At 58.1% G+C, this 22,451-nt stretch carries 21 protein-coding genes and 1 other RNA gene; 8 read left to right on the forward strand and 14 right to left on the reverse strand.

The features are described 5' to 3' along the window. Positions 1–305 precede the first annotated feature (305 nt). The 3 genes from CK910_RS19240 to CK910_RS19250 form a co-directional block, all read right to left on the reverse strand. Positions 306–1,541 (reverse strand): FAD-dependent 2-octaprenylphenol hydroxylase, encoded by a 1,236-nt coding sequence (locus tag CK910_RS19240; protein ID WP_172955368.1) that lies wholly within the window; start codon positions 1,539–1,541, stop codon positions 306–308. Positions 1,542–1,641: 100 nt separating this feature from the next. Next, on the reverse strand, positions 1,642–2,865 hold the full coding sequence (ubiH, locus tag CK910_RS19245; protein WP_098984371.1) for a 2-octaprenyl-6-methoxyphenyl hydroxylase: 1,224 nt from the start codon (positions 2,863–2,865) through the stop codon (positions 1,642–1,644). 203 nt (positions 2,866–3,068) lie between these two features. Then, entirely contained in the window at positions 3,069–3,638 is a 570-nt protein-coding gene (locus CK910_RS19250; protein WP_042034443.1) for a UPF0149 family protein, read from the reverse strand. 173 nt (positions 3,639–3,811) lie between these two features. Here CK910_RS19250 and zapA point away from each other — a divergent pair, with 173 nt between their 5' ends. Both zapA and ssrS read left to right on the forward strand, forming a co-directional pair. Beyond that, positions 3,812–4,144, forward strand: a complete 333-nt coding sequence (gene zapA / locus CK910_RS19255) for a cell division protein ZapA (protein WP_042865847.1) — start codon at positions 3,812–3,814, stop codon at positions 4,142–4,144. Positions 4,145–4,160: 16 nt separating this feature from the next. Beyond that, a non-coding RNA gene (gene ssrS / locus CK910_RS19260) (6S RNA) lies at positions 4,161–4,343 on the forward strand. 193 nt (positions 4,344–4,536) lie between these two features. On the opposite strand, the gene emrD is transcribed toward ssrS, so the two are convergent. From emrD to CK910_RS19275, 3 genes are all read right to left on the reverse strand, one after another. After that, the gene (emrD, locus tag CK910_RS19265) at positions 4,537–5,736 is read right to left on the reverse strand and encodes a multidrug efflux MFS transporter EmrD (RefSeq protein WP_043136815.1); all 1,200 of its coding nucleotides are present in this window, start codon (positions 5,734–5,736) and stop codon (positions 4,537–4,539) included. 250 nt (positions 5,737–5,986) lie between these two features. Further along, complete coding sequence (locus CK910_RS19270; RefSeq protein ID WP_098984373.1) at positions 5,987–6,649, reverse strand: glutathione S-transferase family protein; 663 nt, start codon at positions 6,647–6,649, stop codon at positions 5,987–5,989. A gap of 190 nt (positions 6,650–6,839) precedes the next feature. Then, positions 6,840–7,295: a hypothetical protein gene (locus CK910_RS19275; RefSeq protein WP_043136820.1), complete on the reverse strand. Its 456-nt coding sequence runs from the start codon at positions 7,293–7,295 to the stop codon at positions 6,840–6,842. A gap of 200 nt (positions 7,296–7,495) precedes the next feature. On the opposite strand from CK910_RS19275, the gene suhB reads away from it, so the two are divergent. Then, positions 7,496–8,299 (forward strand): inositol-1-monophosphatase, encoded by an 804-nt coding sequence (suhB, locus tag CK910_RS19285; protein ID WP_005310327.1) that lies wholly within the window; start codon positions 7,496–7,498, stop codon positions 8,297–8,299. Between the two features lie 383 nt (positions 8,300–8,682). Here suhB and CK910_RS19290 read toward each other — a convergent pair whose 3' ends face one another. Next, positions 8,683–10,314: a methyl-accepting chemotaxis protein gene (locus tag CK910_RS19290; protein ID WP_043136824.1), complete on the reverse strand. Its 1,632-nt coding sequence runs from the start codon at positions 10,312–10,314 to the stop codon at positions 8,683–8,685. A gap of 369 nt (positions 10,315–10,683) precedes the next feature. On the opposite strand from CK910_RS19290, the gene CK910_RS19295 reads away from it, so the two are divergent. The 5 genes from CK910_RS19295 to CK910_RS19315 all read left to right on the forward strand — a co-directional run bounded on the left by CK910_RS19295 (position 10,684) and on the right by CK910_RS19315 (position 15,060). Continuing rightward, positions 10,684–11,616, forward strand: coding sequence for a ZIP family metal transporter (locus CK910_RS19295; protein WP_043137005.1), 933 nt, complete (start codon positions 10,684–10,686; stop codon positions 11,614–11,616). A 97-nt stretch (positions 11,617–11,713) separates the two neighbouring features. Further along, positions 11,714–12,472 carry a substrate-binding periplasmic protein gene (locus CK910_RS19300; RefSeq protein ID WP_098984374.1) on the forward strand — a complete coding sequence of 253 codons (759 nt, stop codon included), beginning with the start codon at positions 11,714–11,716 and terminating at the stop codon, positions 12,470–12,472. Between the two features lie 140 nt (positions 12,473–12,612). Further along, a complete protein-coding gene (mtnN, locus tag CK910_RS19305; RefSeq protein ID WP_043136828.1) occupies positions 12,613–13,305 on the forward strand; it encodes a 5'-methylthioadenosine/S-adenosylhomocysteine nucleosidase in 693 nt (230 codons plus the stop codon). Then, the gene (locus CK910_RS19310; protein ID WP_172955369.1) at positions 13,302–14,252 is read left to right on the forward strand and encodes a cobalamin biosynthesis protein CobD/CbiB; all 951 of its coding nucleotides are present in this window, start codon (positions 13,302–13,304) and stop codon (positions 14,250–14,252) included. Before mtnN ends, CK910_RS19310 begins: the two co-directional genes overlap by 4 nt. Next, a complete protein-coding gene (locus tag CK910_RS19315; RefSeq protein ID WP_098984375.1) occupies positions 14,245–15,060 on the forward strand; it encodes a cobalamin-binding protein in 816 nt (271 codons plus the stop codon). The genes CK910_RS19310 and CK910_RS19315 overlap by 8 nt, the downstream gene beginning before the upstream one ends. Before the next feature lie 111 nt (positions 15,061–15,171). Here the strand turns inward: CK910_RS19315 and CK910_RS19320 are convergent, their stop codons facing one another. The 7 genes from CK910_RS19320 to flaA all read right to left on the reverse strand — a co-directional run bounded on the left by CK910_RS19320 (position 15,172) and on the right by flaA (position 22,310). Further along, positions 15,172–17,259: a motility associated factor glycosyltransferase family protein gene (locus CK910_RS19320; RefSeq protein ID WP_172955370.1), complete on the reverse strand. Its 2,088-nt coding sequence runs from the start codon at positions 17,257–17,259 to the stop codon at positions 15,172–15,174. 9 nt (positions 17,260–17,268) lie between these two features. Beyond that, positions 17,269–17,568: a hypothetical protein gene (locus CK910_RS19325; RefSeq protein WP_098984376.1), complete on the reverse strand. Its 300-nt coding sequence runs from the start codon at positions 17,566–17,568 to the stop codon at positions 17,269–17,271. Continuing rightward, the gene (gene fliS / locus CK910_RS19330) at positions 17,565–17,987 is read right to left on the reverse strand and encodes a flagellar export chaperone FliS (protein ID WP_098984377.1); all 423 of its coding nucleotides are present in this window, start codon (positions 17,985–17,987) and stop codon (positions 17,565–17,567) included. Before fliS ends, CK910_RS19325 begins: the two co-directional genes overlap by 4 nt. Positions 17,988–18,012: 25 nt before the next feature. Next, positions 18,013–19,407, reverse strand: a complete 1,395-nt coding sequence (gene fliD / locus CK910_RS19335; RefSeq protein ID WP_098984378.1) for a flagellar filament capping protein FliD — start codon at positions 19,405–19,407, stop codon at positions 18,013–18,015. Positions 19,408–19,434: 27 nt separating this feature from the next. Beyond that, on the reverse strand, positions 19,435–19,875 hold the full coding sequence (locus tag CK910_RS19340; RefSeq protein ID WP_098984379.1) for a flagellar protein FlaG: 441 nt from the start codon (positions 19,873–19,875) through the stop codon (positions 19,435–19,437). 38 nt (positions 19,876–19,913) lie between these two features. After that, on the reverse strand, positions 19,914–20,819 hold the full coding sequence (gene flaB / locus CK910_RS19345) for a flagellin B (RefSeq protein ID WP_098984380.1): 906 nt from the start codon (positions 20,817–20,819) through the stop codon (positions 19,914–19,916). A gap of 579 nt (positions 20,820–21,398) precedes the next feature. Then, positions 21,399–22,310: a flagellin A gene (flaA, locus tag CK910_RS19350; protein WP_098984381.1), complete on the reverse strand. Its 912-nt coding sequence runs from the start codon at positions 22,308–22,310 to the stop codon at positions 21,399–21,401. Positions 22,311–22,451 lie beyond the last annotated feature (141 nt).

Below are 22,451 nucleotides of genomic sequence, written 5' to 3' on the forward strand. Positions count from 1 at the left end.
TGTGCTCGTTCCAGCCCCGCGGGGCAAGAGTGATTCCTTGAACGCAGCGGATTATATGACAAGCGGGCGAGCCTGCCGCTCAAAAAAAACTAATCCACCGCCAGTAAACAGACCCCAGACACTAAGGTAAAAACAGTGATAAAAACAGTCGAACAGCGACTCACACGAGATTAAATTTCGATTTTTACCGTTTCGTCACAATTTGAAGAAAAACGTTTCGCCTGCCACCCAGATTAAAGGCTGATGCCCAAAATGGGTCATCAGCCTCGTCAGATTAGTTTTGTTGTAAAAAAACCTGAGTAGTATTAGATTTTTTCACCCTTGGCCAGGGCGGGCAGTTCGCCATCGAGCCCCATGGCGGCCCGGATCACCCCCTGCTTGAGCGGCGCCAGCGCGTCGAAGGCGCACAATCCCACCCCGCGCACCAGCTTCTTGAGGGGGTTGGCCCCGCTGAACAGCCGCTTGAGCCCTTCCATGGCCGCCAGCATGCGGGCCGCCTCGCTCTTGCGCCAGCGCTCGTAGCTGCGCAGGTTGGCCAGCAGGCCTATGTCCCCACCGGCACGATGCGTTTGCACAATCTGCTCCGCCAGCGCCGCCGCATCCAGCAGGCCCAGGTTGACCCCCTGCCCCGCCAGCGGATGTATGGTGTGAGCCGCATCCCCCACCAACACCAGCCGCTCGCGAGCGAAGTCGCGGGCATAGCGGGCGGTGAGCGGGATGGCGCTGCGCGCCCCTTCCACCTTGCACAATCCCAGCCGGCCATCGAAGGCGGTGGTGAGCTGGCGGTTGAACCGTTCGTCATCGCAGGCGCACAGTGCCTCGGCCCGGCTGGCGGGCACGGACCAGACGATGGAGCAGAGATCCGGTTGCCACAGAGGCAGGAAGGCAAGCGGGCCATCCGGGGTGAAGATCTGGCGGGCCACCGCCTCGTGGGGCTCGGCACAGCGCACCGTCGCCACCAGGGCGTGATGGCCGTAATCCCAGCTGGTGAGCGGGATATCCGCCTGTCGGCGCACCCAGGAGTGGGCGCCATCGGCGGCCACCACCAGCTTGGCCGACAGCGCGCGGCCATCGTCCAGCAGCAGGAGCGACCCCGCCTCGCCACTTTGCAGGCTGGCGGCCCGGGCCGGACTCAGCAGCTGTATGTTGTCTGCATCCCCTGCATTGCCACCAAGAATCGCCTCCAGCAACGCCAGCTGGATGACCCGGTTCTCGACTATGTGCCCAAGCGCCCCCTGGCGCAGACTGGCGGCATCAAAGCCAATCTGGCCGAAGCTGTCCTGCTCCCACACCTGCATCTTCTCGTAGGGCTGCAGGCGGCGCGCCGCTATCCCGGCCCAGGCGCCGACCTGCTGCAAGATGCGCTGGCTGGCCAGACTCAGGGCACTGACCCGGTTGTCCGGCGCGTTCCCGAGCTCAGGATCGGGCAACTGCCCCTCCACGATGGCAATCTTGAGGCCACTTTCCTTGAGCGCGGCGGCGAGCCCCAGGCCCACCATGCCGCCCCCCACTATCACCACATCCACATTTTGCATCTGCATCATCTGTTCCTTTCGTGGCTGACCGCCGGGTCAGCAGGGGACGCCCGTTGGCATAGCCCCTTTCAATTCGCGATTGACCGCCGCAGGTGGGCGGCGCCCCTCATTTACGGCACAGGTCGGCCACAAACCCCAGGGTACGGGAGGCCAGCGGCGCCTTGAGGCAAGCCAGCCGCCCCATCAGGGAGAGCGCCAGGTTGCGGCCCGCCACCAGCGGATCGTGGCCATTGGAGAAGAGCTGGGCCAGCGAGGAGGTGAGCCAGATGGTCCGGGCCTGATCCTCCTTGCGCAGCTGCCAGTAACCGTTCAGCACCGCAAAGCTGCCTATGTCCTCCTCCGCCGCGAGCGCGCCAGCAACCGCCTGGGTGAGCAGGTCCAGATCGCGCATGCCGAGGTTGAAGCCCTGCCCTGCTATGGGGTGCAGCAGGTGGGCGGCATTGCCCACCAGCACGGTGCGCTGGGCCAGCGGGTAGTCGGTGGCCGTCTGTACCAGCGGATAGACGTGGCGCTGGCCGCATCGCTCGAAACGGCCCAGCCGCCAGCCAAACGCCTGCTGCAACCGGGCGAGAAAGGTGGCCTCATCCAGCCCCATCAGTTCATCCACCTGCTCCCGCCCGACGCTCCACACCAGGGAGGAGAGCCCATCCTGCATCGGCAGCAAGGCCAGCGGCCCCCCCTGGGTGAAGCGCTCGAACGCCCGCCCGGCGGGATCCTCGGCGGTCTTGACCGTGGCTATGATGGCACTTTGCTCAAAGTCGTGACGAGTGACGGTCATCTTGAAGTGCTGGCGCACGAAGGAGTGACCGCCATCGGCCGCCACCAGCAGCCGGGTCTGGTAGCGCTCGCCACCGGCCAGCGTCAGGGTCACGCCCTCCTCAAGCGGCTCAATGGTCGAGAGCTGGGCCGGGCACAGCATATGGATGTGGGGGCAGGCCGCCATCCCCTGCTGCAGTGTTATGCCGGCCGCCGACAGCTCTATCACCTGACCGAGCGCGGGCAGACCATATTCCGCCGCCGACAATCCAGCCTGGCCGACGTGGCCCCGATCCGAGACATGGATTTGGGTGATGGGGGAGCAGTGAGGGGCGAAGCGAGGCCAAAGCCCGTGACGGACCAGCGCCTCGCAGGTGCCCGCAGAGAGCGCGATGGCGCGGGCATCGAAGCCCGGATGGGCATTGAGCTCGGGGGCGCTCGCCTCCAGCAGCAGGATCTGCAGGGGCTCGCCGTCGGCACCTCGCAACGCGGCAAGAGAGAGCGCCAGCACGGCGCCGCTCATTCCACCGCCGACGATAGCCACGTCGACGTGAACCAGATCAGATTGAGACATGAGATGAGAGGAAGAAGCTGGGAACGTGACCTCATGCTATCACAAAGCGGGGGGCCGGGATGCGAGGCCACGGGCAAAAAACGGCGTCACGACCATGATCTGGTTGAAAAAATGCTGAACTGCCTCCCCCATACGGCCAGATAAAAGCAGAGCGCCACCGGGGCGCTCTGCGTTGTTTTATGCTGTTTCTGTCGCAGGAGCGATCAGTGCAGGGTCGGCGGCGCGATCGGGGTATCGGGACGCTTGCCAAACTCCTCGAAGGTCATCATGACCCCCAGGCGCACATGCTCGTAGAGCACCAGGAAGGAGGCTTCGTTCTCGTCATCTTCCTGATCGAACTCGGCAGAGACCTGGGTGATGCTGGCGATGTCCTGGATCATCTCCTGCAACTCTTCGGACGCCCTGGAAAGCTCCTGTTGCACCACGCCAAACCCGGCCAGAAATGCCTGTGACCAGTCCACCAGCGAATCGATGCGCTCGTCAAGCGGCGCCTCATCGCTCGGCAGCAGCAGCTCGACGCCCTTCTGGGCCATCAGGCTCTCGACTATCTCGTGATAGAGATCTGTCATCACCTGGCGCACCGGGGCCGGCAAGCCGAAACCGTCGTTGACCAGATCGTTGAATGGCGGCAGCCAGCTCTTGTCGTCCAGTGCCACGCCACCGCAGACGAGACCGCAGATCACGCCATGGGCCTCCACCGCCGTTGCCATCAGCTCATGCTGTTCCATCAGGTCGGCCACGGCCGTGTATTTCAGGGGGTTCGTTTTGCTCATCGAAGATCCGCTCAAAGTTCAGGCAAATATGCAAAATTAATGGTCAGGATCCTAGCATTCTCCCCCTTCCAGAGCCAGCAAGGCCTTGAAACTTCTGCATCTGCGCTATATAGTCCCGCCCAGTTGTCCACGTGGATAAAGGCGGAAATCAGCACCGCCGTATTGAGGAAGGCATGAGCACAGAGGCCGTAGAAATCGTCATTTTGGGACGTCCCTACAAGGTATCCTGTCCCTTGGGACAGCAGGATGCCCTGCGCCAGGCCGCCGACCAGCTGACTGACAAACTCATCGAGCTGCGTCAACGTTCCAAGGTCTCCAGCAACGAGCAATTGGCGATCATGGCAGCGCTCAATTTTTGCCATGAGCTCTGCCTTGAAAAAGAGAAGAATCACCAATACTCTGAGACCATGGACAAGCGGATCAAGATGCTGCAACGCACCATAGAAGCGGCCTTGATCGAGCACGGACAGTATGGCGAATCCAGCGGCGAGGGCCTGCAGCCCTAATCGCGCACCGTTTTAAAATTCCCTGGGATGTGCGTCAGCCGGTTCAAGTCCCCGAGCCGATAATCATACCCACCAGGGGATCGGCCTTCTGGCTATTGCGCATGCTCGGCACGACCGAGAAGCCTGCGGTCAGATTCGATTCCCGCCTTGAACCTACGGTTCAAGGGCCCAAACCGGCAACGGCATCTCCGGGGTACCAACAGCAAAAAGCCCGTCATCACGATGACGGGCTTTTTCTTTGCCTCCCGTTTACAGATGCCCAGCGCGGCAGCTCATCCTTGTCTGCTCAGATTCACCCCGAATGTCTCCCCCAGCCCAGGCCCCCACAACACCAGTATCGAACCAATAAAAAGCCCGCCGGCGAGGGCGGGCTTGTCACTGTGACGAGGCGATCAGACGGCCATCTGCTCGTGCGGCGAGCCGTGGTGGCGCAGCCAGGCAAAGCTCAGAGCCACCAGCAGGACCATGAGCGTCATGATGGCCCCCAGGGTCACCTGGCCTTCCATCGGGAAGCAGGCTGCCAGCAGGGTGACTATCCCCGCCCCCAGGTTCTGCATGCCACCCAGGATGGCGCCGGCGGTGCCAGCCTGCCCCGGGAAAGGCTCGATGGCGCAGGAGGTGGCGGTCGGATAGAGGATGCCACTGCCGATGAAGTAGACGGCCGCGCCCCCCACCAGGGAGGCCGCACTCACCACACCGAACAAGCCAGGCAGCAGTATGATCAGTGACCCCAGCGCCAGGAAGACGATACCAAGGCGCATCAGCTTGCCCTGACTCAATCGGAAGCTCAGCTTGGCGGAGAGCCAGGCGCCGAACAGGTAGCCGGGCAGCGGCAACACGAACAGCACGCTCACGGTGCGGGCGCTCAGCTTGAGCACATCGCCGAGCAGCACGCCGGCCGCCGCTTCAAACACCGCCAGACCGGCGAAGGTCGCCATCAGGCAGAGCAGGTTGCCCTGAAAGCGCGGATTGCCCAGCACGTGGCGGTAGGCGGCGCCGACCCGCAGCGGCTGTTGGCGAGCCGCTTGCGGCAGGGTTTCACCAAACCAGGCCAGCAGGGCCAGGGTGGTCACGGCACCAAAGCCGAACAGGAACCAGTAACCGGCGCGCCAGTTGAACAGCTCGGTCAACCAGCCACCCAGGACGGGGGCCAGCAGCGGGGAGAAGATCACCCCCATGCTCACCAAGCTGTTGGCCCGGTTCAGTTCGGCGCCGCTGTAACGATCGCGCATCACGGTCCGGCTCATGGCACCGCCGGCACCCGTGCCCATCCCCTGGATCAGGCTGCCCACCAGCAGCGCGGTGAAGCTCGGGATCAGCTGAATGGTCAGGGTCCCCACCAGAAACACCATCATGCCGATGAGCAGCACAGGACGACGACCGATGCGATCCGACAGCGGGCCATAGACAAACTGGGAGAGCCCGTACGGAATGAGGTAACAGGCCATCACCGCCTGCAACTGGCCGGAGGCCACGTTGAAGTCCCCCGCCATCATGGGAATGGAGGGCACATACAGGGTCTGGGTCATCTGGCCCACGGCGACCATCAGGATGGTCAGAAAAAACAGAGGGTAAAAACTGTGCCGATACATATCTCAGTCCCGCAAATCATCAAAAAGCTGCCGCACCCCTGGCAGAAACCTGCAGAGGGGATCCAAAAAAACAGAGTCAATCAAAGGTGAAAATACAAGGCGGAGAACCCGCACCGGCCGGGAGCAGGACACTCCCTTGGCTTGGCGTGATCTTAGTGATTCAGATCACGAAAAACGAACGAATCTTTGTAATCAGCTTTCCCTAGTTTTTCTAATGTAACGGGGCAATTTGCCCCGTCAGCAATAAAAATCAACGCGTTACCATCTGCTGGGCCTGCTTGACCAGATCCTCCGGTGTCTCGTTGCGTGGCGGTATGGTGATCCCCTTCTGGCAGGCGGGTTTCTCTGCCATGCGCGCCATCCAGGCTTGCAGATGCGGCAGACCCTCGATGGAGATGCCACTCCAGTCATGAATGCGCACCCAGGGCCAGGTGGCGATGTCGGCGATGCTGTACTCGTCGGCCAGGTATTCGTGCTGTGCCAGGTGGCTGTCGAGCACCTCGAACAGGCGGCGCCCCTCCTTCTGATAGCGCTCGATGGCGGCCGGGATCTTCTCCGGGAAGTAGCGATAGAAGACGTTGGCCTGCCCCATCATGGGGCCGACCCCGCCCATCTGGAACATCAGCCACTGGATGGCCTGGGAACGACGCTTGGGATCCTGCGGCAACAGCCTGCCCGCCTTCTCTGCCAGATAGAGCAGGATGGCGCCGGACTCGAACACGGCGAAGTCACCGTTATCCCGATCGACGATGGCCGGGATGCGTCCGTTGGGGTTGATGGCCAGAAACGCGGGGGTTTTCTGATCCAGCGCCGACAAATCCAGCGGGATCACCCGATAGGGCAGTCCCAGCTCTTCGAGGGCGATCGCCACCTTGAAACCATTGGGGGTGGCTGCGGTATAAAAATCGATCATCATGAACTCCTTGTGATCCACACATTGGCACAGACACGATCACTGCTGTGCTTATGCCAGACAGGTAAAGACAACGGGATAGACGCCATGCGGACATTTTCCCGGCTCCGGCATGGCAAAGCGGCGCAATACGGGTCAGTTATGACAAATATTGCGCCGCTTGAACAGCCCGGAAGCAGGAAGAGAAACGCTAGTTGCACAGCCCCACGGGTTGGCGCTGGCGCAGTAAAATGAGGCGGGACAACAGCGGGAAGTAGGACTCAAGCTTGCTCAACAGCACTCTGCTGCAGGCGGGATCGGCCAGCTCGGATTCGTCCAGTACTATGCCGTTGGAGACAAAATAGAAGCGCGGATCCCGCACATCCGGCCCCTGAATGGTGAGGGTCTCATCCCCGCCGCGCATCAGCAGCGGCAATACCGGCAAGCCGAACGTCTCGCCGCTGCGCTGCCAGGCAAACTCGGGCCAGGGGGTATCGCCATCGAGCAGCAGTATGGCCGCCTCTTCTTTGCCCGGCTGCCACTGTGATGGCTGGGCAATGCTCACCTCGTTGAAGTAGTCGCCATATCCGGTTGATGCTCTCAAGGCAGCCAGCAGCCCTTGAGTGCTCGCTGCCGACGGTTTTTGACTGACTAATGACAGATTCATGATCCACGTCCCTATGCTCAATGCAGCCTGTTATTCGGCTGCTGCCATAAGACTAGACCAAAAGAAGCCTATATTGGAGCCGTCAGATCTGGCAGTCGCCAAGGTCAGGGAGAAGGCGTATAACGGTTGCCATTATCGAAAAGACTGGTATTATACCGCGTCCTTTTATCCCCCGTTCTTTAACATCCAGTGGTGAACCTATGCATCCGATGCTGAATATCGCCGTGCGCGCTGCGCGCAACGCCGGTCAAGTAGTAGTAAAAGCCTTCTCCCAGCCCGAGAACATCGAGGCCATCCAGAAAGGCAGCAATGACTTCGTGACCAACGTTGACCGTGACGCCGAAGCGGCCATCATTCACACCATCAAAAAATCTTACCCGGAACACAGCATCATAGCTGAAGAGTCTGGTGAGATTGCCGGTACCAATCCGGACTACCAATGGATCATTGACCCACTGGATGGCACGACCAACCTCGTCAAGGGCATTCCGCACTTTGCCGTCTCCATCGCCCTGCGCGTCAAGGGCAAGACCGAACAGGCCGTCGTTTACGATCCCATCCGTGACGAGCTGTTTACCGCGACCCGTGGTAACGGCGCCCAGCTGAACGGCTACCGCATCCGTGTCGGCAAGGCCAAAGAGCTGGCTGGCACAGTACTGGCCACCGGTTTCCCGTTCAAGCAGAAGCACCACATAGAGCCGTACCTGAAGATGTTCCAGAGCATGTTCATCGAATGTGCCGACATCCGTCGCTCCGGCTCTGCCGCACTGGATCTGGCCTATGTGGCCGCCGGTCGCGTCGACGGTTTCTGGGAAATCGGCCTCAAGCCTTGGGATACCGCTGCCGGTGAGCTGCTGGCCAAAGAGTCCGGTGCCATCGTCACCGACTTCGTGGGTGGTCACAACTACGAAAACTCCGGCAACATAGTGGTTGCCAACCCGCGCGTCCTGAAAGAGATGCTCGGCAAGATCCGCGAAAACCTGCCGGAGTCCCTGGCCAAATAAGCCAGCCTCTCGCAGCGCACGCACAAAAAACCCGGCCTTGGCCGGGTTTTTTTATTGCTACAGCAACGAGGCAGGCCCTTCCATGGCAGTCCTGAGCCTCCCTTGCAGCCCGGCAGGCATGAGCGTTATCAACGCAAATCCTCATACCCCTTTCCCGCCAACCGGGTTTCACCATGCTTAACTGCCGACATCAATCCTTTGCCCGCGGCCATCCGCCCGCAGTCGCAGGCCCGGCATGAAGACGTGAAGATCAGGATTCATTCGCCGGGTATCCGCCTCCCCTGGCGCCCTGTAAAACAACAAAACCCGGCAAGCGCCGGGTTTTGTTGTGTGTCCAGCGGGCATGGGCCGGCTCAGCCTAGACCAAGCCGGCATTGCCCTCATCAGGCCAGGCGGAAGCGACCTATGGTCTGCTTCAGACCGGCAGCCAGCTGGCTCAGCTCCAGACAGGCGCGGGCGGTGTGATCGGCACCGATGGCAACCTCGTTGGAGGATTCATTGATCCGCTCCACGTTGCGACCCAGCTCATCGGAGACAGCATCCTGCTCGCCACAGGCACTGGCAATCTGAATGGCCATGTCGGCAATCTGGGCGACCGCCTCTTCGATCTGCTGGATGCCGTTGCTGGTCTGCTCGCTCTGTACCACGCACTGGCGGATCATGTCACAGCTTTGACCTGTCACCTCTTTCGCCTGGTTGGCGCGCGCCTGCAGGGTTTCTATGATGGCCACTATCTCGCCGGTGGAGGCCTGGGTACGACCCGCCAGGGTACGCACCTCATCGGCAACCACGGCAAAGCCGCGGCCCTGCTCGCCAGCACGGGCCGCCTCGATAGCGGCGTTGAGCGCCAGCAGGTTGGTCTGATCGGCGATGCCACGGATCACGTCCACCACCACATTGATCTGGGCAGATTCACGCTCCAGCTCGGCGACCAGGGTCCCCGCCTGTTCAATCTCCTCGGCGACCCGGGTAATGGCCACCAGCGAGCTCTGCACATCCTGATTGCCGCGACGGGCCAGGGCGTTGGCGGAGCTGGCGGACTCGGAGGCGGTCTCAGTGTTGCCGGCCACGTCGGCCACGGTGGCCTTCATCTGGGTCATGGCGGTTGCCACCAGGGAGATCTCCTGCTGCTGGCTCTGGATCCCTTGCGCCGACTGTTCGGAAACGGCGCTCACCTCTTCGATGGCGGCGCCAAGCTGGGTCACCGCGGCTACTACCTCTTCAATCAGGCCACGCAGGTTGTCCTGCATCTTGAGAGATGCCTTGGCCAGCATGCCCAGCTCATCGCGACCTATGTGCTGTCGATCCAGCTGATGGGTCAGATCACCGGCGGCGATGGCGTTGGCCTGCGCCACCACGGCTTGCAGTGGCAGGCAGATCTGGCGAGTCAGGAACCAGGTCATGGCCATCATGAACAGCAGCAGGCCACCTATGCTCACCATGGCAAAGCTGGTCACCATGTTGACGCTGTCGAGCAGGCTGCCCCGATTCTCCTTCACGAAGCCGAGGTTCACCTCCACCAGGCTGTTGACCGACTGTTCCAGCGCACCATAGGCAGCGTTGGACTGGAACAGCTGCGCCTTGGCCTGGGCCAGCTGGCCTTGTACCAGCAGCTGATCCACCGCATTGACCGAGTTCAGGTACTGCTGCCAGTCCTGCTTGGCACGGTTGAACACCTGGCGCTCATGATCGGCACCGACCGTGGACTCGTAAGCACGAAAGGCACGCTCGACCTTCTGGACATTGTCCTGAATGCGGCCACGGCGAGCCTGCAGATCGGCGGCATCGTCAACCATCAGCAGGGCGAACTGGGCCCGACGCACGTAAGAGACGTCGTAGAGCAGCGTTTCCACCGAGAGCACGCTCGGCAGGGTGGAGTCGGTAAAGTTCAGCACGCGGTCGCGCACGCCGCGCAGCTCGCTGGAGAGAAAAATACCGAATATCACGTTGACGGCGGCAATGACCGCAAAGACCACGGCAATCTTCTTGCCGATAGACAGATTTTTGTAAAACATGGTGGCTGGTGATCCTCAACTGCTGACAAGCAGGTGCACTGTGGCGATCACATCCGTATGAGCTGATACCCGGACATTCCTGACGGGAGATGGGACGTTGCGAAAAACCAAGGGAAGGGCTGGTTTCGCGAGGGCGGCACTTTACCACAGATCTGCCTACTCCTTCACCGGATTTCGCGGTGTGAAAGCAAGTTGTTTTTCCGCACAACCGGACTTTCATCACAAACTTTTTATAGCGACCAAAACATATCAAATAGTTAGCCGATGAAGGCAATCGGTCAGCGGGCATGGACAAAGCAGGCCCGCCTCGGTGTAATGCAAGACCATGGTGATGAGCCCCCTCATCCGCTGCCAATCGAGGTCATGCTTATGGATAACGCGTCGGCGCTGCCGGTTTCCTCCTGGTCAATTCAGCTGCGCGAGCAGATGCAGGCTCGCCCGCTGACCGCGATCGGCCTGCTCATCGCCCTGGCAGCCGTGTTGTTGCTGCTGTTGCAGAGCCTCATCATGCTGGCGGCTGGTGACATCAGTCCGGGAGCCCGTTATGGCCTCATCGGTGGACTGGCCGGTTTTGCCGCCACTGCCCTCGGGGCCCTGCCGGCCCTCTTCCTGCGCGCCGTGCCACAACGGGTGGAAGACAGCATGCTGGGCTTTGCCGCCGGCATGATGCTGGCCGCCAGTGCCTTCTCCCTGCTGCTGCCGGGACTCGAGGCAGCGGAAGGGATCACCGGGGATGGCTTCCTCGCCGCCGCCGTGGTGGTAGCCGGTATGACGCTGGGGGTACTGCTGATGCTGGGACTGGATCAGTTCACTCCCCATGAACACGACAAGACGGGCCCCTGCGGCCCGGGCCATGAGAGTTGCTCCCGGGTCTGGTTGTTCGTGTTTGCCATCGCCCTGCACAACCTGCCGGAGGGCATGGCCATCGGGGTCAGCTTCTCCCAGGGAGACATGTCGGTGGGATTGCCGCTCACCACCGCCATCGCACTGCAGGACATTCCGGAAGGGCTGGCGGTGGCGCTGGCCATGTGCGCCGCCGGTTTTCATCCAGGCAAAGCCGTACTGGTCGCCATCGGCAGCGGTCTGCTGGAACCGCTCGGCGCCCTGCTCGGAGTGGGCCTCTCCAGCGGCATGGCCATCGCCTATCCCATAGGGCTGGGGCTGGCCGCCGGCGCCATGCTGTTTGTGGTATCCCACGAGGTGATCCCCGAGACTCATCGCAATGGTCACCAGACCCACGCCACCCTGGGGCTGATGGCCGGCTTTGCCCTCATGATGACGCTCGACACCGCATTGGGTTGATAAGATGCTGATAAATAGCCCAATGTCCCATTCGTTGACGATACTGACATAGCTGGCATCGGGATCTCCCCGAGCCTTCATCAAGGGCCTGCATGAGATGAGATCCTGGGTGGCCTCACTGCTTTTCCTGCTTGCCCCTGCGCTCTGGGCAGCCAGTACCATAGAGGTCTATCACACGGCGGCGCAGCCGGAGTCGGCCCCAAAATACATTGAAAACCCGGATGGACACGTCGGCGGGATCTGCGTCGACCTGTTTCGACTCATGGAGCAGCGAGAACCCGCCCTGCGCATCCAGGGCGATCAGATCTTCCTGCCGCTGAAACGGCTGGAGAAGAGCGTGCTGCACGGCCAGCTCGATTTTATCTGCGGCGTCGGCGACAACCCGGCCCGCCGCAACCACTTCATCTATCTGCAACCGCCCATCTTCACGGTGCGCTACCACCTGGCGGTGCGCAGCGACGACCCCATCCATATTCGTCACTGGGACGATGTCAGGGCCCTTGGCAAGGAGGGCATCATCCTCATCAACCATGGCAGCGGAGCCATAGAGCGGCTGCAAGCCATCGGCGGGCTCCTCATCGACAGCGGCGGGATCAACAGCACAGCCAACTACGACAAGCTGCGGATGAAACGGGGGCGCTTCATCTATTACCGCTCACCCGGCTTCGAATTCGATATTCGCCAGCACAGGCTCACCGGCCAGGTGCGCATACTCCCCACCGTCATGGAAGAGACCCCTTTCTACATACTGTTTCATCAACACACCTCGCCCGCGCGGCTGGCCCTGTTTGCCAGCACGCTGCAGCAACTGGCCGACAGCGGCGCGCTGACCAGGCTGGTGGAACAATACCGCTGAGCGGGGACACGTCACTTCCGCCTCTTTCCCCTTTTATCTTCCTCCTGGCGACCATCTCGGAATGCTCGGCGCCATCGCCAACTTTTGTTATGATCCACAACAACTTATTCGGCCACGCGGCCATCGAGACGAGGTGAGTGATGAAAGTAGGTATTATCGGCGCCATGGAACAGGAAGTGGCCCTGCTGCGCAGCCAGATGAGCGAGCCAACCACCCTGCAACTGGGCGGTTGCGAGTTCTATCAGGGGATGCTGGCGGGCAAAGAGGTGATCCTGACTCGCTCCGGCATCGGTAAGGTCGCCGCCAGCGTCGCCACCAGCCTGCTGCTGGAAAAATTTGCCCCGGATTGCGTGATCAACACAGGCTCCGCCGGCGGCTTTGCCCAGGATCTGCATATAGGTGACGTGGTCATCGCCAGCGAAATGCGCTTCCACGACGTGGATGTGACCGCCTTCGGCTACGAGATGGGCCAGATGGCGCAACAACCCGCCGCCTTCCCCTGCGACGAGAAGCTGATCGCGGTGGCCCAGGATTGCATCGCCGAGCAAGGCAAGCATCAGACCAAAGTTGGCCTCATCTGCACCGGCGATCAGTTTATGTGCAAGCCCGAGGCGATTGCGAAAGCCCGTGCCGATTTCCCGCAGATGCTGGCAGTTGAGATGGAAGGAGCCGCCATCGGCCAGGTGTGCCACATGTTCAAGGTCCCCTATCTGGTGGTCCGCGCCATGTCGGATATCGCCGGCAAGGAACAGGTTGAATCCTTCGACGCCTTCATCGAGGTGGCGGGCCAGCATTCGGCCGAGATGATCATCAAGATGCTCGGCAAGCTGTGATCGACCTCGCCACGCTGGAACACATGGCCGCCACTCCGGCGGCCATTTTGCTCGGGGCCACGCTGCTGGAAGCCATACTGCCCTGGCCTGCCCAGTTCAGGCTCTCCGCCTTGGTGCCCCTGCTGACCCGCCTCGGCCACAAGGTACACAGGCCAGATGGCGCGCCCAGGCAGCAATTCCAGGCCGGTCTGCTGGCCTTGCTGGTTGTCTGGCTGCCGTGCGCCGCCGGACTCTGGGCGGTGCGCAACCTTTCCCTCTCGGAGCCGTTGTTTGATCTGCTGTTTCTGCTGCTGATGATAGAGTCGCGCCCGCTGCGAGAGCTGGCCAAGGCCACCCGTTCGCTGGCAAGTCAGGAGACGCTGGTGGTTGCCCGGCTGCAGGCTGCCCCCTGGCTCAGGCGCGATACCGGCAAACTCTCCGTGATGGGGGTCGCCAAGGCGGTCAGCGAGACCTGCACGCTGCGACTGACAGGACAATGGGCCGGTCCCTTGCTCGGGTTTGCACTGGCGGGCGTTCAGGGTGCCCTGCTGTGGCGACTCGCTCAGTTGATGAACCAGGGCTGGAGCCCCAAGCAAGCGGCATTCAGCCACTTCGGCCGCGCCGCTGCCGTGCTTTACCAGGGACTCTGTACCCCCGCCATCCTGCTGCTGGCATTGCCCCTGTGCCTGACCCAGCTGCGTCAACTGGGGGCTCGCCTGCGCACGGCCATACGGTGGCCCTACCCTGCCATGGGCGCCTTGCTGATGCTGCTTTCCCACTCGCTGGGGATCCGGCTGGGCGGCCCACGCTATTACCAGGACACCCTGTTTCGCTTCCCTGTGTTCTATGCGGTGAGCGACCCTGACGCCAGCAGTGCACTGCGCTTGCTCAACCGGTTGCAACAAATTGGCTGGGGCTGGCTGGCACTGGCCGTCCTCTTCACCGCGCTGGAGCAACTGCATGGCTAGGCATGTCGCCCTGATCTGCCTGTTCTGCTGGCCACTGATGCTGCAGGCGGCTGCGCCGATGCGCATCGTCAGCCTCACCCCCCATCTGACCGAGCTGCTGTTTGCCATCGGTGCCGGCGATCGCATCGTCGCCACCGATGATGCCTCCGACTTTCCACCCGAGGTGACGACACGGCCACACGTGGCCAACTACCGCAGCATCAACCTGGAAGCCCTGCTGGCCCAGAAACCGGATCTGGTGGTGGCCTGGCGCTCGGCCCAATCCCGCATGCTGGCCCCCATAGAGCAGCTGGGTATTCCGGTGTTCTACTCCGAGCCCACGGATTTCGCCTCCCTGGCCTCGGAAATACGCGTGCTGGGAACACGGCTGGAGCTGGAGCAAGCGGCCAATGCCCAGGCCGATGCCTATCTCGCCAGGTTGACCGACCTCAAGCAACGCTACGGCCAGCCCAAGCATATCAAGGTGTTTTATCAGCTCTGGGATCCCCCCCTGACCAGCGTCAGCGGTTCCGCCTGGCCGGCTCAGGCCATCGAACTGTGTGGCGGAGAGAATGTGATGGCGGGAGCCCGCACTCCCTACCCCCAGGTCAGCCTGGAGCAGATCATCAAGGCCAACCCGGCACTGATCCTGGCGGGGAGTCAAGATCCCGACGCCCTGCGTCACTGGCAGCAGTGGCCCATGATCGATGCGGTCAAGCATCAGCGCCTGCAACTCATCAACTCGGATGAGCTGCATCGCTTCACCCCGAGGGCACTCAATGCCGTACAGCAGGTGTGTGATGCCATCGCGCAGTTGCAAACCAAGTAGCAACCAGATCTGGTCATGACACCAGGATATTGAAAACAGAGACGCCGGCATCAGCCGGCGTCTCGTTATGCCTGAACAGGCATCTTTTCAGTAGAAGGCATGGCCTGCTTGTCAGGTATGTTTGAAGACATCAAGCCCGGCGAAGTAGGTAGAATCCTGCCGCTGGAACGCATCGGCATACATGACCTTACTCTCATCAAAGAAGTGACCGAGTATTGCTTCAGCCTCTTTCAGCTTTATTTCAAACTCGTCAGACTCTGCATTCACCAATGCCATCATCAAGCTGATGATATTGGCATAGAAATAGTTTATCGAACCAATCAGTACACGATAGAAATGGCATTCCCGACTCATGAGCAAGTAGAGGAGATAATCATGGTGCCGTTGCATCAGGGCTAATATGGCATTGTGCTCGCACGGCACGACTTGCCAGTCTGCTCGAAGTTTATCTATCAGCTCATCGAAGAGTGGCGCATTGAGCGCAGCATTGAAATCAAAACTGGACATGTCAAAAGGTTGGAAACAACGTTCCATCACCTCATCCATCAAGTGAACTTTATTCAGTTCAGGCCAGAATGGCTGCAGAGATTCGATACGCTGAGGTTTGGCGCCTTCTATATAGGCACCATCGCTGCTGTTGATACAGCGCAAATCAGGATAATCATTCAGTACCCGCTCCATATTATGGATAGCGAGCCCAAACAAATGGTTGATGCGCACCTCGCCACCAAAGTTGCCTGGTGCGGGGAAAGTGTCTTTCAGATCCTCGTCATATTTTGCTTCTTTCTTGTCGTTATAATACAGGCTCAAACTGGAGTGGTGTTTTCCAGCAGACTTGTAACCATTGTCGATGCCGAACAGATAAACCTGTTTGAAACCCAGCAAGGCTGCATAGTTGAGACCTGTATTCCCAACAAACGGGTTGGAAAACTCAATGGAGTCATATTCAAATGCTTGGCCAAAGACACTTATCAGCATGGAGAACATGGGCTCGTTGGGTTTGAACGTCAATCCCGTCTTGCGGAAGAATTCTTTGCACTCAGGGTGGATGACATCAACACTCAGGAAGACGGTATCCTTGATAAAATCATCGGCATCCAGAATACGCAGAAAATCGGCCGAACTCTTGGTTCGCTCTACCGCCACATAGATATCTGGTTTGACTCCTGCCTTGTGAAGCGCGCTGACGGCCGTACCACAGGCGATGATAATGGCCTGCTGCTGGTGCTGCTTGATAAAATCTATGCTCTGGTCCAGAGACGGCCCATTACCTACAACAAATACAGGGACCTGGCTGAATGCCGACGTATCACGCTGCCGCTTGAGGAATGGCGTTCCCTCCTGCAGATGATTATGGCTATGGGCAAGTGCATAAATATTATCGTCAAAAAATCCCCAACCCGTCTTGAGCAAATAGAACTCGCGCTCTACCTGATCTATCAATTCATGTAATTTTGGTGAATGATAATGACAAAACGAGAAATAACTGGCCGACCAGAATGCCCCCTTGCGATGGAGGGCCTCCATCATGTCCGCTACCAGCAATTGTTCATCTACACCGATGAACAGGTGCAGAGTCAGTGACTCTTGCTCCATATACTCAAGCAAAGTATGCCAGTCGAAGCAGTAGAGGGAAGCATAGAACATGTCGAGATCAGGCTCGAAGGCAAATAGATTCCTTATCTTGCACCGCTCATAGAGATAACCCAGCTGGTAACCCAGACCAATGCCAAACATGAGTGACAATGGAATATCTGAATTCAATACCTTATTTAATCTAAGTCCTTCCAACGCGGCCTTGTCTTTAAGATTGGATATTTCATTGTTGTATTTTATATGGATTTGACCATCGATGTACCACTGGGGAACAAAATCGATGCATTGCAACACACTCTGTTCAATCACTTCGGTTATCTGTGCTTGTGCTTCGACAAGTGGGTCTTCCCCATAGAGTGACACTTGTTCATCAAGCCATAAGACGTTGGGAATACCATTCTCATTGCAGAAGAAGCGAAACGGCCTGACAGGCTGGTAATCTTTGAAAAATTCATGAATGCCAGGCATGTATTTTTCGAAGGCCGCCATATTGAGTTCATAACGAGCAGGCAGCACATCCAGCATGGCGGCCTCCTGCTTTTTTTGCAGTTCGAGGCGGGATAATTCATTCTCGACCTGAGTAATATTTTTATTAAAATCCATTCTATATGCCTAACCTGCATTCAATTTGTAAAGATCAGAGGCTCGACCGGCCTTGGAAAACTGCAGTAACTCTTGTTCTGTCAGATGCTTCGCTTTTTCTACCCAGTCGTGGATGGTTTGAAACTGCAGCAATACTTGTTGCTGTTCCACACTCAATGCAGTTCCAAGTTCAATGTGTTGAAACACACCATCAAGCGCGCTCAAGTAATGAGCCGTCAGCTTGTCTGCCGCAAGCATGTCGCCCTGCTCCAGCAGGGCCAACAGCTGGTTGCCATGCTCAATCAGCTCGGATAACGGGACATGGCTCATTCCGGCCGGCCCACTTTTTGCTGAGCCAGCGCCTTGTCACGCTCTTCAACAGGAATCGCATCCCACCCGCTTTTCACGGTCAACATCAGGGCCATCACCTCGTCAACGATGGCGATATCCATGTCGCGGCTGGCATCCATCATCCGCACCTTCATATAGTCATAAAGCGCAAAGAGATCTTCTGGTATCTTGCCGTAGGAGAGATCCAGCGAGTCCTGCAACCCGTTGATGATGGCCATGGTTTTGGAAATGGATTGGGACTTGCTCTCAAAATCACGGCGCTCAATCGCACCACGCGCCTGAGCAAGACGTTCGAGACACCCCTGCATCAACAGCTGGATGACGCGATAAGGGTCTGCGACTGCCAGCTCGGATTGCAGACTCTGGGTGGTATAGGCTTTGATATTTTTCCGATACATATGAAACACCGATCCTGACTACAAATTAGCTGCTCTTGGTGTTGAGCAGATTCAAATATGAGGCCGACTTGTTCATCTTGGCCAGCATGCTATCCAGACTCCCGTAGCGGGCACGCAGGGTCTCTTCATACTTGGTCAGCTGGGCCGCGACATCCGACTGCTTGCGATTGACATCGCGCAGATCCGAATTGAGGCTCTCTTCACGTTTGGCAAGCAACCCGCCCGTTTTTGAGTAACTTTCAAGCTGCCCGGCCAACTTGCCCGCCACACCATCCTTGCCACCAAATACGGCAACTACCTGGTCGAAGTTCTTGTCGATAGCCTCATCAAATTTTTCACTATCGAGGGAGAGTACTCCCTTGTTGTCCATCTTGACACCCAACTGGAAGATGGTCGAAAACGTGGACGAGTTATTGGAAGGCTCTGTGATCGCACCGCTCATCATGTTGGCCACGGCGCGAGTCGTGGCGTCACCGGCCAAGGCACCGCCATCATTTTGACTGACCCCTGCCACAATCGAGTTGCGTTTGCCAAGGTCACTGCTCTTCTTCACCAAGGCGTTATAGCCATCGATGAAGCTTTTGACCATGTCCTTGATGCCGCCCTTGTCGGTGGTCACGTCAACCTTGTTCGACTTGTAAGTAGTCGTGGTCCCGACCGTGGTACTGTCCGATTCCCTCAACACAGTGAGCTTGAGTCCTGCAATGGTGCCATCGAATGTGTTGGTCGCACTGGTCAGCGTGCTGCCATCCACTTTGATCTGGGCATCTTGAGCAGCTTGTTTTTGGCTCAGCTTGGAGACAAGGTTGTCAGTCAGCTCAGTGGTATTGCCGGTAATCTGCAGATCCTTGCCTGTACCACTGATGCCAGAGTCGATGACAAGTTTGGACTTGCCATCGGATGTGTTCATGATGTTGACGCTCAGGCCGAAGTTGTCACCGTCATTATTGATGCGCTTGCGAATGGATTGCAGCGTATCCCCCGCCTTGACATCCACGTCAAAGGTCTTGTCACCGGCCTTGAAGGTCAGGACACCATCCTGGGTAATAAGAGGGTCGGTGGATTTGTCGAACACACCTTCAAACCTGCTGGTCTTTGCCAATTTTTCGACGGTAATGTCATACTGCCCGTTGGAAGCTCCCGCTTTACTCTCGATTTTGAGGACAGGATTATCCTTGTCCTGGGTGATAGAGATGGCCCGCTTGTTGAAGGCATCATCCTTGGACATCGCCTTGAGCGTGGTCACGAAAGAGGCAATTGCGGATTTCAGCTGCCCAACCCCTGAGAGAGTGATCTGAGTGTTGGTCTTCTTGGTGGTGATAGGCTGCAGCAGCTGTGCCTTCTTGGCATCGACACTGGCAGCAATCACTGACTCCAGGTCGAGTCCCGAACCCGCACCTGCAGAAGTAATCGTGGTCATACTCACTCTCCTCGTAACGCTTGCGTATTAGATCTCTTTATCGAGCAACAACCCGACGCGCGAGCCTCCACCGGCCACATCGCCTTCGCGCAAATCCTTGATCCGTTTGCTGATGGCCAGCAACTCTTCACTGGGTATCTGGCGAATCATAGATTTGGTTTCAGCATCCATCACCTTGATGACGACCTGCTCGAGATCCTTCTCAACACTGAAATTGACTGTCCATCCTTGCAACTTACTGAACTCCTGCAAGTTTTGAACCTCTTTTTCAACATCAATCTCGGAGGTGTCCTGCTTGCTGCTTTTTTCTTCAGCTTTGACCTCTTGCTGTTTTTTCACATCCTGTGCCGTCACCCGCTGCTCTTCTGTCGTGCCAGATAGCACTTGAGCGGCCGATTGGCCGCTCTTGCTACTTGACTGAAGAGAAGAAGGAGTGACCGATGACGGGATTCCAATTTCATTGGCCATATCGTCGCTCCTCTTTCTATCTCATCACAGCCTGTCTGTTAACCCAGCAGGGACAGGGCAGATTGCGGTCTTTGGTTGGCTTGCGCCAGGATGCTGGAGGCAGCCTGTTGCAGGATGTTTTGCTTGGTCAGGTTGGCCGTCTCAGTCGCGAAGTCTGCGTCACGAATACGAGAGCGTGCTGCACTCAGGTTCTCGGAGACGTTGGACTGGTTGCGAATGGTCGAGTCAAAACGGTTCTGCACCGCACCCAACTCTGCCCGCTTGCTGTCAACCGCCTTGATCATGAAATCAAGGTTGGCCATGGCGGTCTGGGCATCCTTAGCAGTACTGATGCTGCTTACACTGGTGGAAGTCACAGCAGTGGTGCCCTTGGTTACCGTGTAGGGTTCACCGGTAGCGCTGGTTGCAACGGTAGCACTGCCCTTGGTCGATGACGCAATACCGCTGATCGTGAAGGCAGATGTCATCTTGAAGGTGATGGTCTGACCGGCATCGGCACCGACCTGGAAGGAACCTTTGTAGTTGCCATCCAGCAGTTTTTGACCACCAAAGGAAGTATCGGTGGAGATACGGTCGATCTCTGTGGTCAGCTGGTCGAATTCCTGCTGCAGTGCTGTACGGTCGTCAGTGTTGTTGGAACCGTTGGCCGATTGCTGGGCCAGGGTACGCATACGCTGCAGCATGGAGGTGACTTCATCCATGGCGCCTTCAGCGGTCTGAGCAACAGAGATGCCATCGTTGGCGTTGCGGTTACCTTGATCCAGGCCATTGACTTGTGAGGTCAAACGGTTGGAGATCTGCAGACCGGCTGCGTCATCCTTGGCGGTGTTGATACGCAGACCTGAGGCCAGTCTGGTATAGGACGTATCCAGGGACTTGTTGGTGTTCATCAGGTTACGCTGGGCGTTCAGTGATGAAGTATTCGTGTTGATATACATGGCCATAAAATATTCTCCCGAAGAACATGCGACTGCGGGTTGCGCCGCCAAAGCGACGTCCCACCGTTAGAAGAACAGGTTGAACAATCCTGTGTCTTCTGGCGGGTGTCTGTTTGAACGAACAGGCCACCCGCAGTAGTGCAAACGTTGGATTCCGAACACCCCTCGATTGCTTCACTTTATTTAACGGCCGCATGGACACAAGCTTTAGGAAAATAATTGCCGAAGGCGGCAAGTTTTATCCGGCAAGCGGCAAATCGCAGGCATCAGAAGACTCGCCATGTGACGTCAGGCACCATGACGACATGCACACAGGAGAGATTGGTTTTGGCACGGTTTGTGCTTGCTATGATGGAGTGGCGTCAATTTGACGGCACAATAAAAAAGAGGCCGGAAAATCCGGCCTAAAATGAGCATATGCTCAGGAGAATACGACCAAGGGTGACAGAACTGAACAGCTGGACAACACTTGGCATTAGTAATAGAGAATTGATTCTCTCCCGATAGAACAGAGTGCAAACCCGAACACCCCTTTGTTCCATCTCTTGACCAGGGCGGCCTGAACAACCGCCCTGTTTTCTTTTGTTAGCCCTGCAGCAGCGAGAGGGCTGACTGAGGACGCTGGTTTGCCTGTGACAGTATGGTCGATGCAGCCTGTTGCAGAATGTTCTGCTTGGTCAGGTTGGCGGTTTCTGTCGCGAAATCTGCATCACGGATCCGTGAGCGGGCCGCACTAACGTTCTCGGACACGTTCGCCTGGTTGCGAATGGTCGAGTCAAACCGGTTCTGTACCGCACCCAATTCAGCTCGTTTGCTGTCCACAACCTTGATCATGAAGTCCAAGTTGGCCATGGCCGACTGGGCGGAACTTGCTGCAGTGATGGTCGACATACTGGTGGAGCTGACCGGTGTTCCCGCCGTCTTGGTGATTGCATAAGGTTCACCTGAGGCAGTGGTCGCCACAGTCGCACTGCCGCTGGTTGCTGAAGCCATGCCCGAGATGGTAAAGGCTGTGGTCATCCGGAAGGTAATGGTCTGACCCGCATCGGCACCGACCTGGAAGGAGCCCACGTAACCGCCCTTGAGCAGGTTCTGGCCACCGAAGGTGGTGTCTTTGGCCACGCGGTCGATTTCAGTCATCAGCTGGGAGTACTCTTGCTGCAACGCGGTACGGTCATCCGTGTTGTTTGAGCCGTTAGCGGATTGCTGAGCCAGGGTACGCATCCGTTGCAGCATGGAGGTCACTTCGTCCATGGCGCCTTCAGCGGTCTGGGCAACGGAAATACCATCGTTGGCGTTGCGGTTACCTTGATCCAGACCATTGATCTGGGAGGTCAAACGGTTGGATATTTGCAGACCGGCGGCATCATCTTTTGCGCTGTTGATGCGCAGACCAGATGCCAGGCGGGTGTAGGAAGTATCCAGAGATTTGTTGGTGTTCATCAGGTTACGCTGAGCGTTGAGCGATGAAACGTTCGTATTGATATAAAGACCCATGACCATTCTCCTAAGCTATTAAATTTACTATCTAATTTGCTCGAACTTTATTGTCTTTCATGTCCGATGCGTCTTATTTAACGGCCTCTTTTTCGATGTCTTTAGCATTATTTTTAACGCTTCATCGCATTAACGCCGCTT

This window comes from Aeromonas sp. CA23 (genome assembly GCF_002587065.1).
GTDB lineage: Bacteria > Pseudomonadota > Gammaproteobacteria > Enterobacterales > Aeromonadaceae > Aeromonas > Aeromonas bestiarum.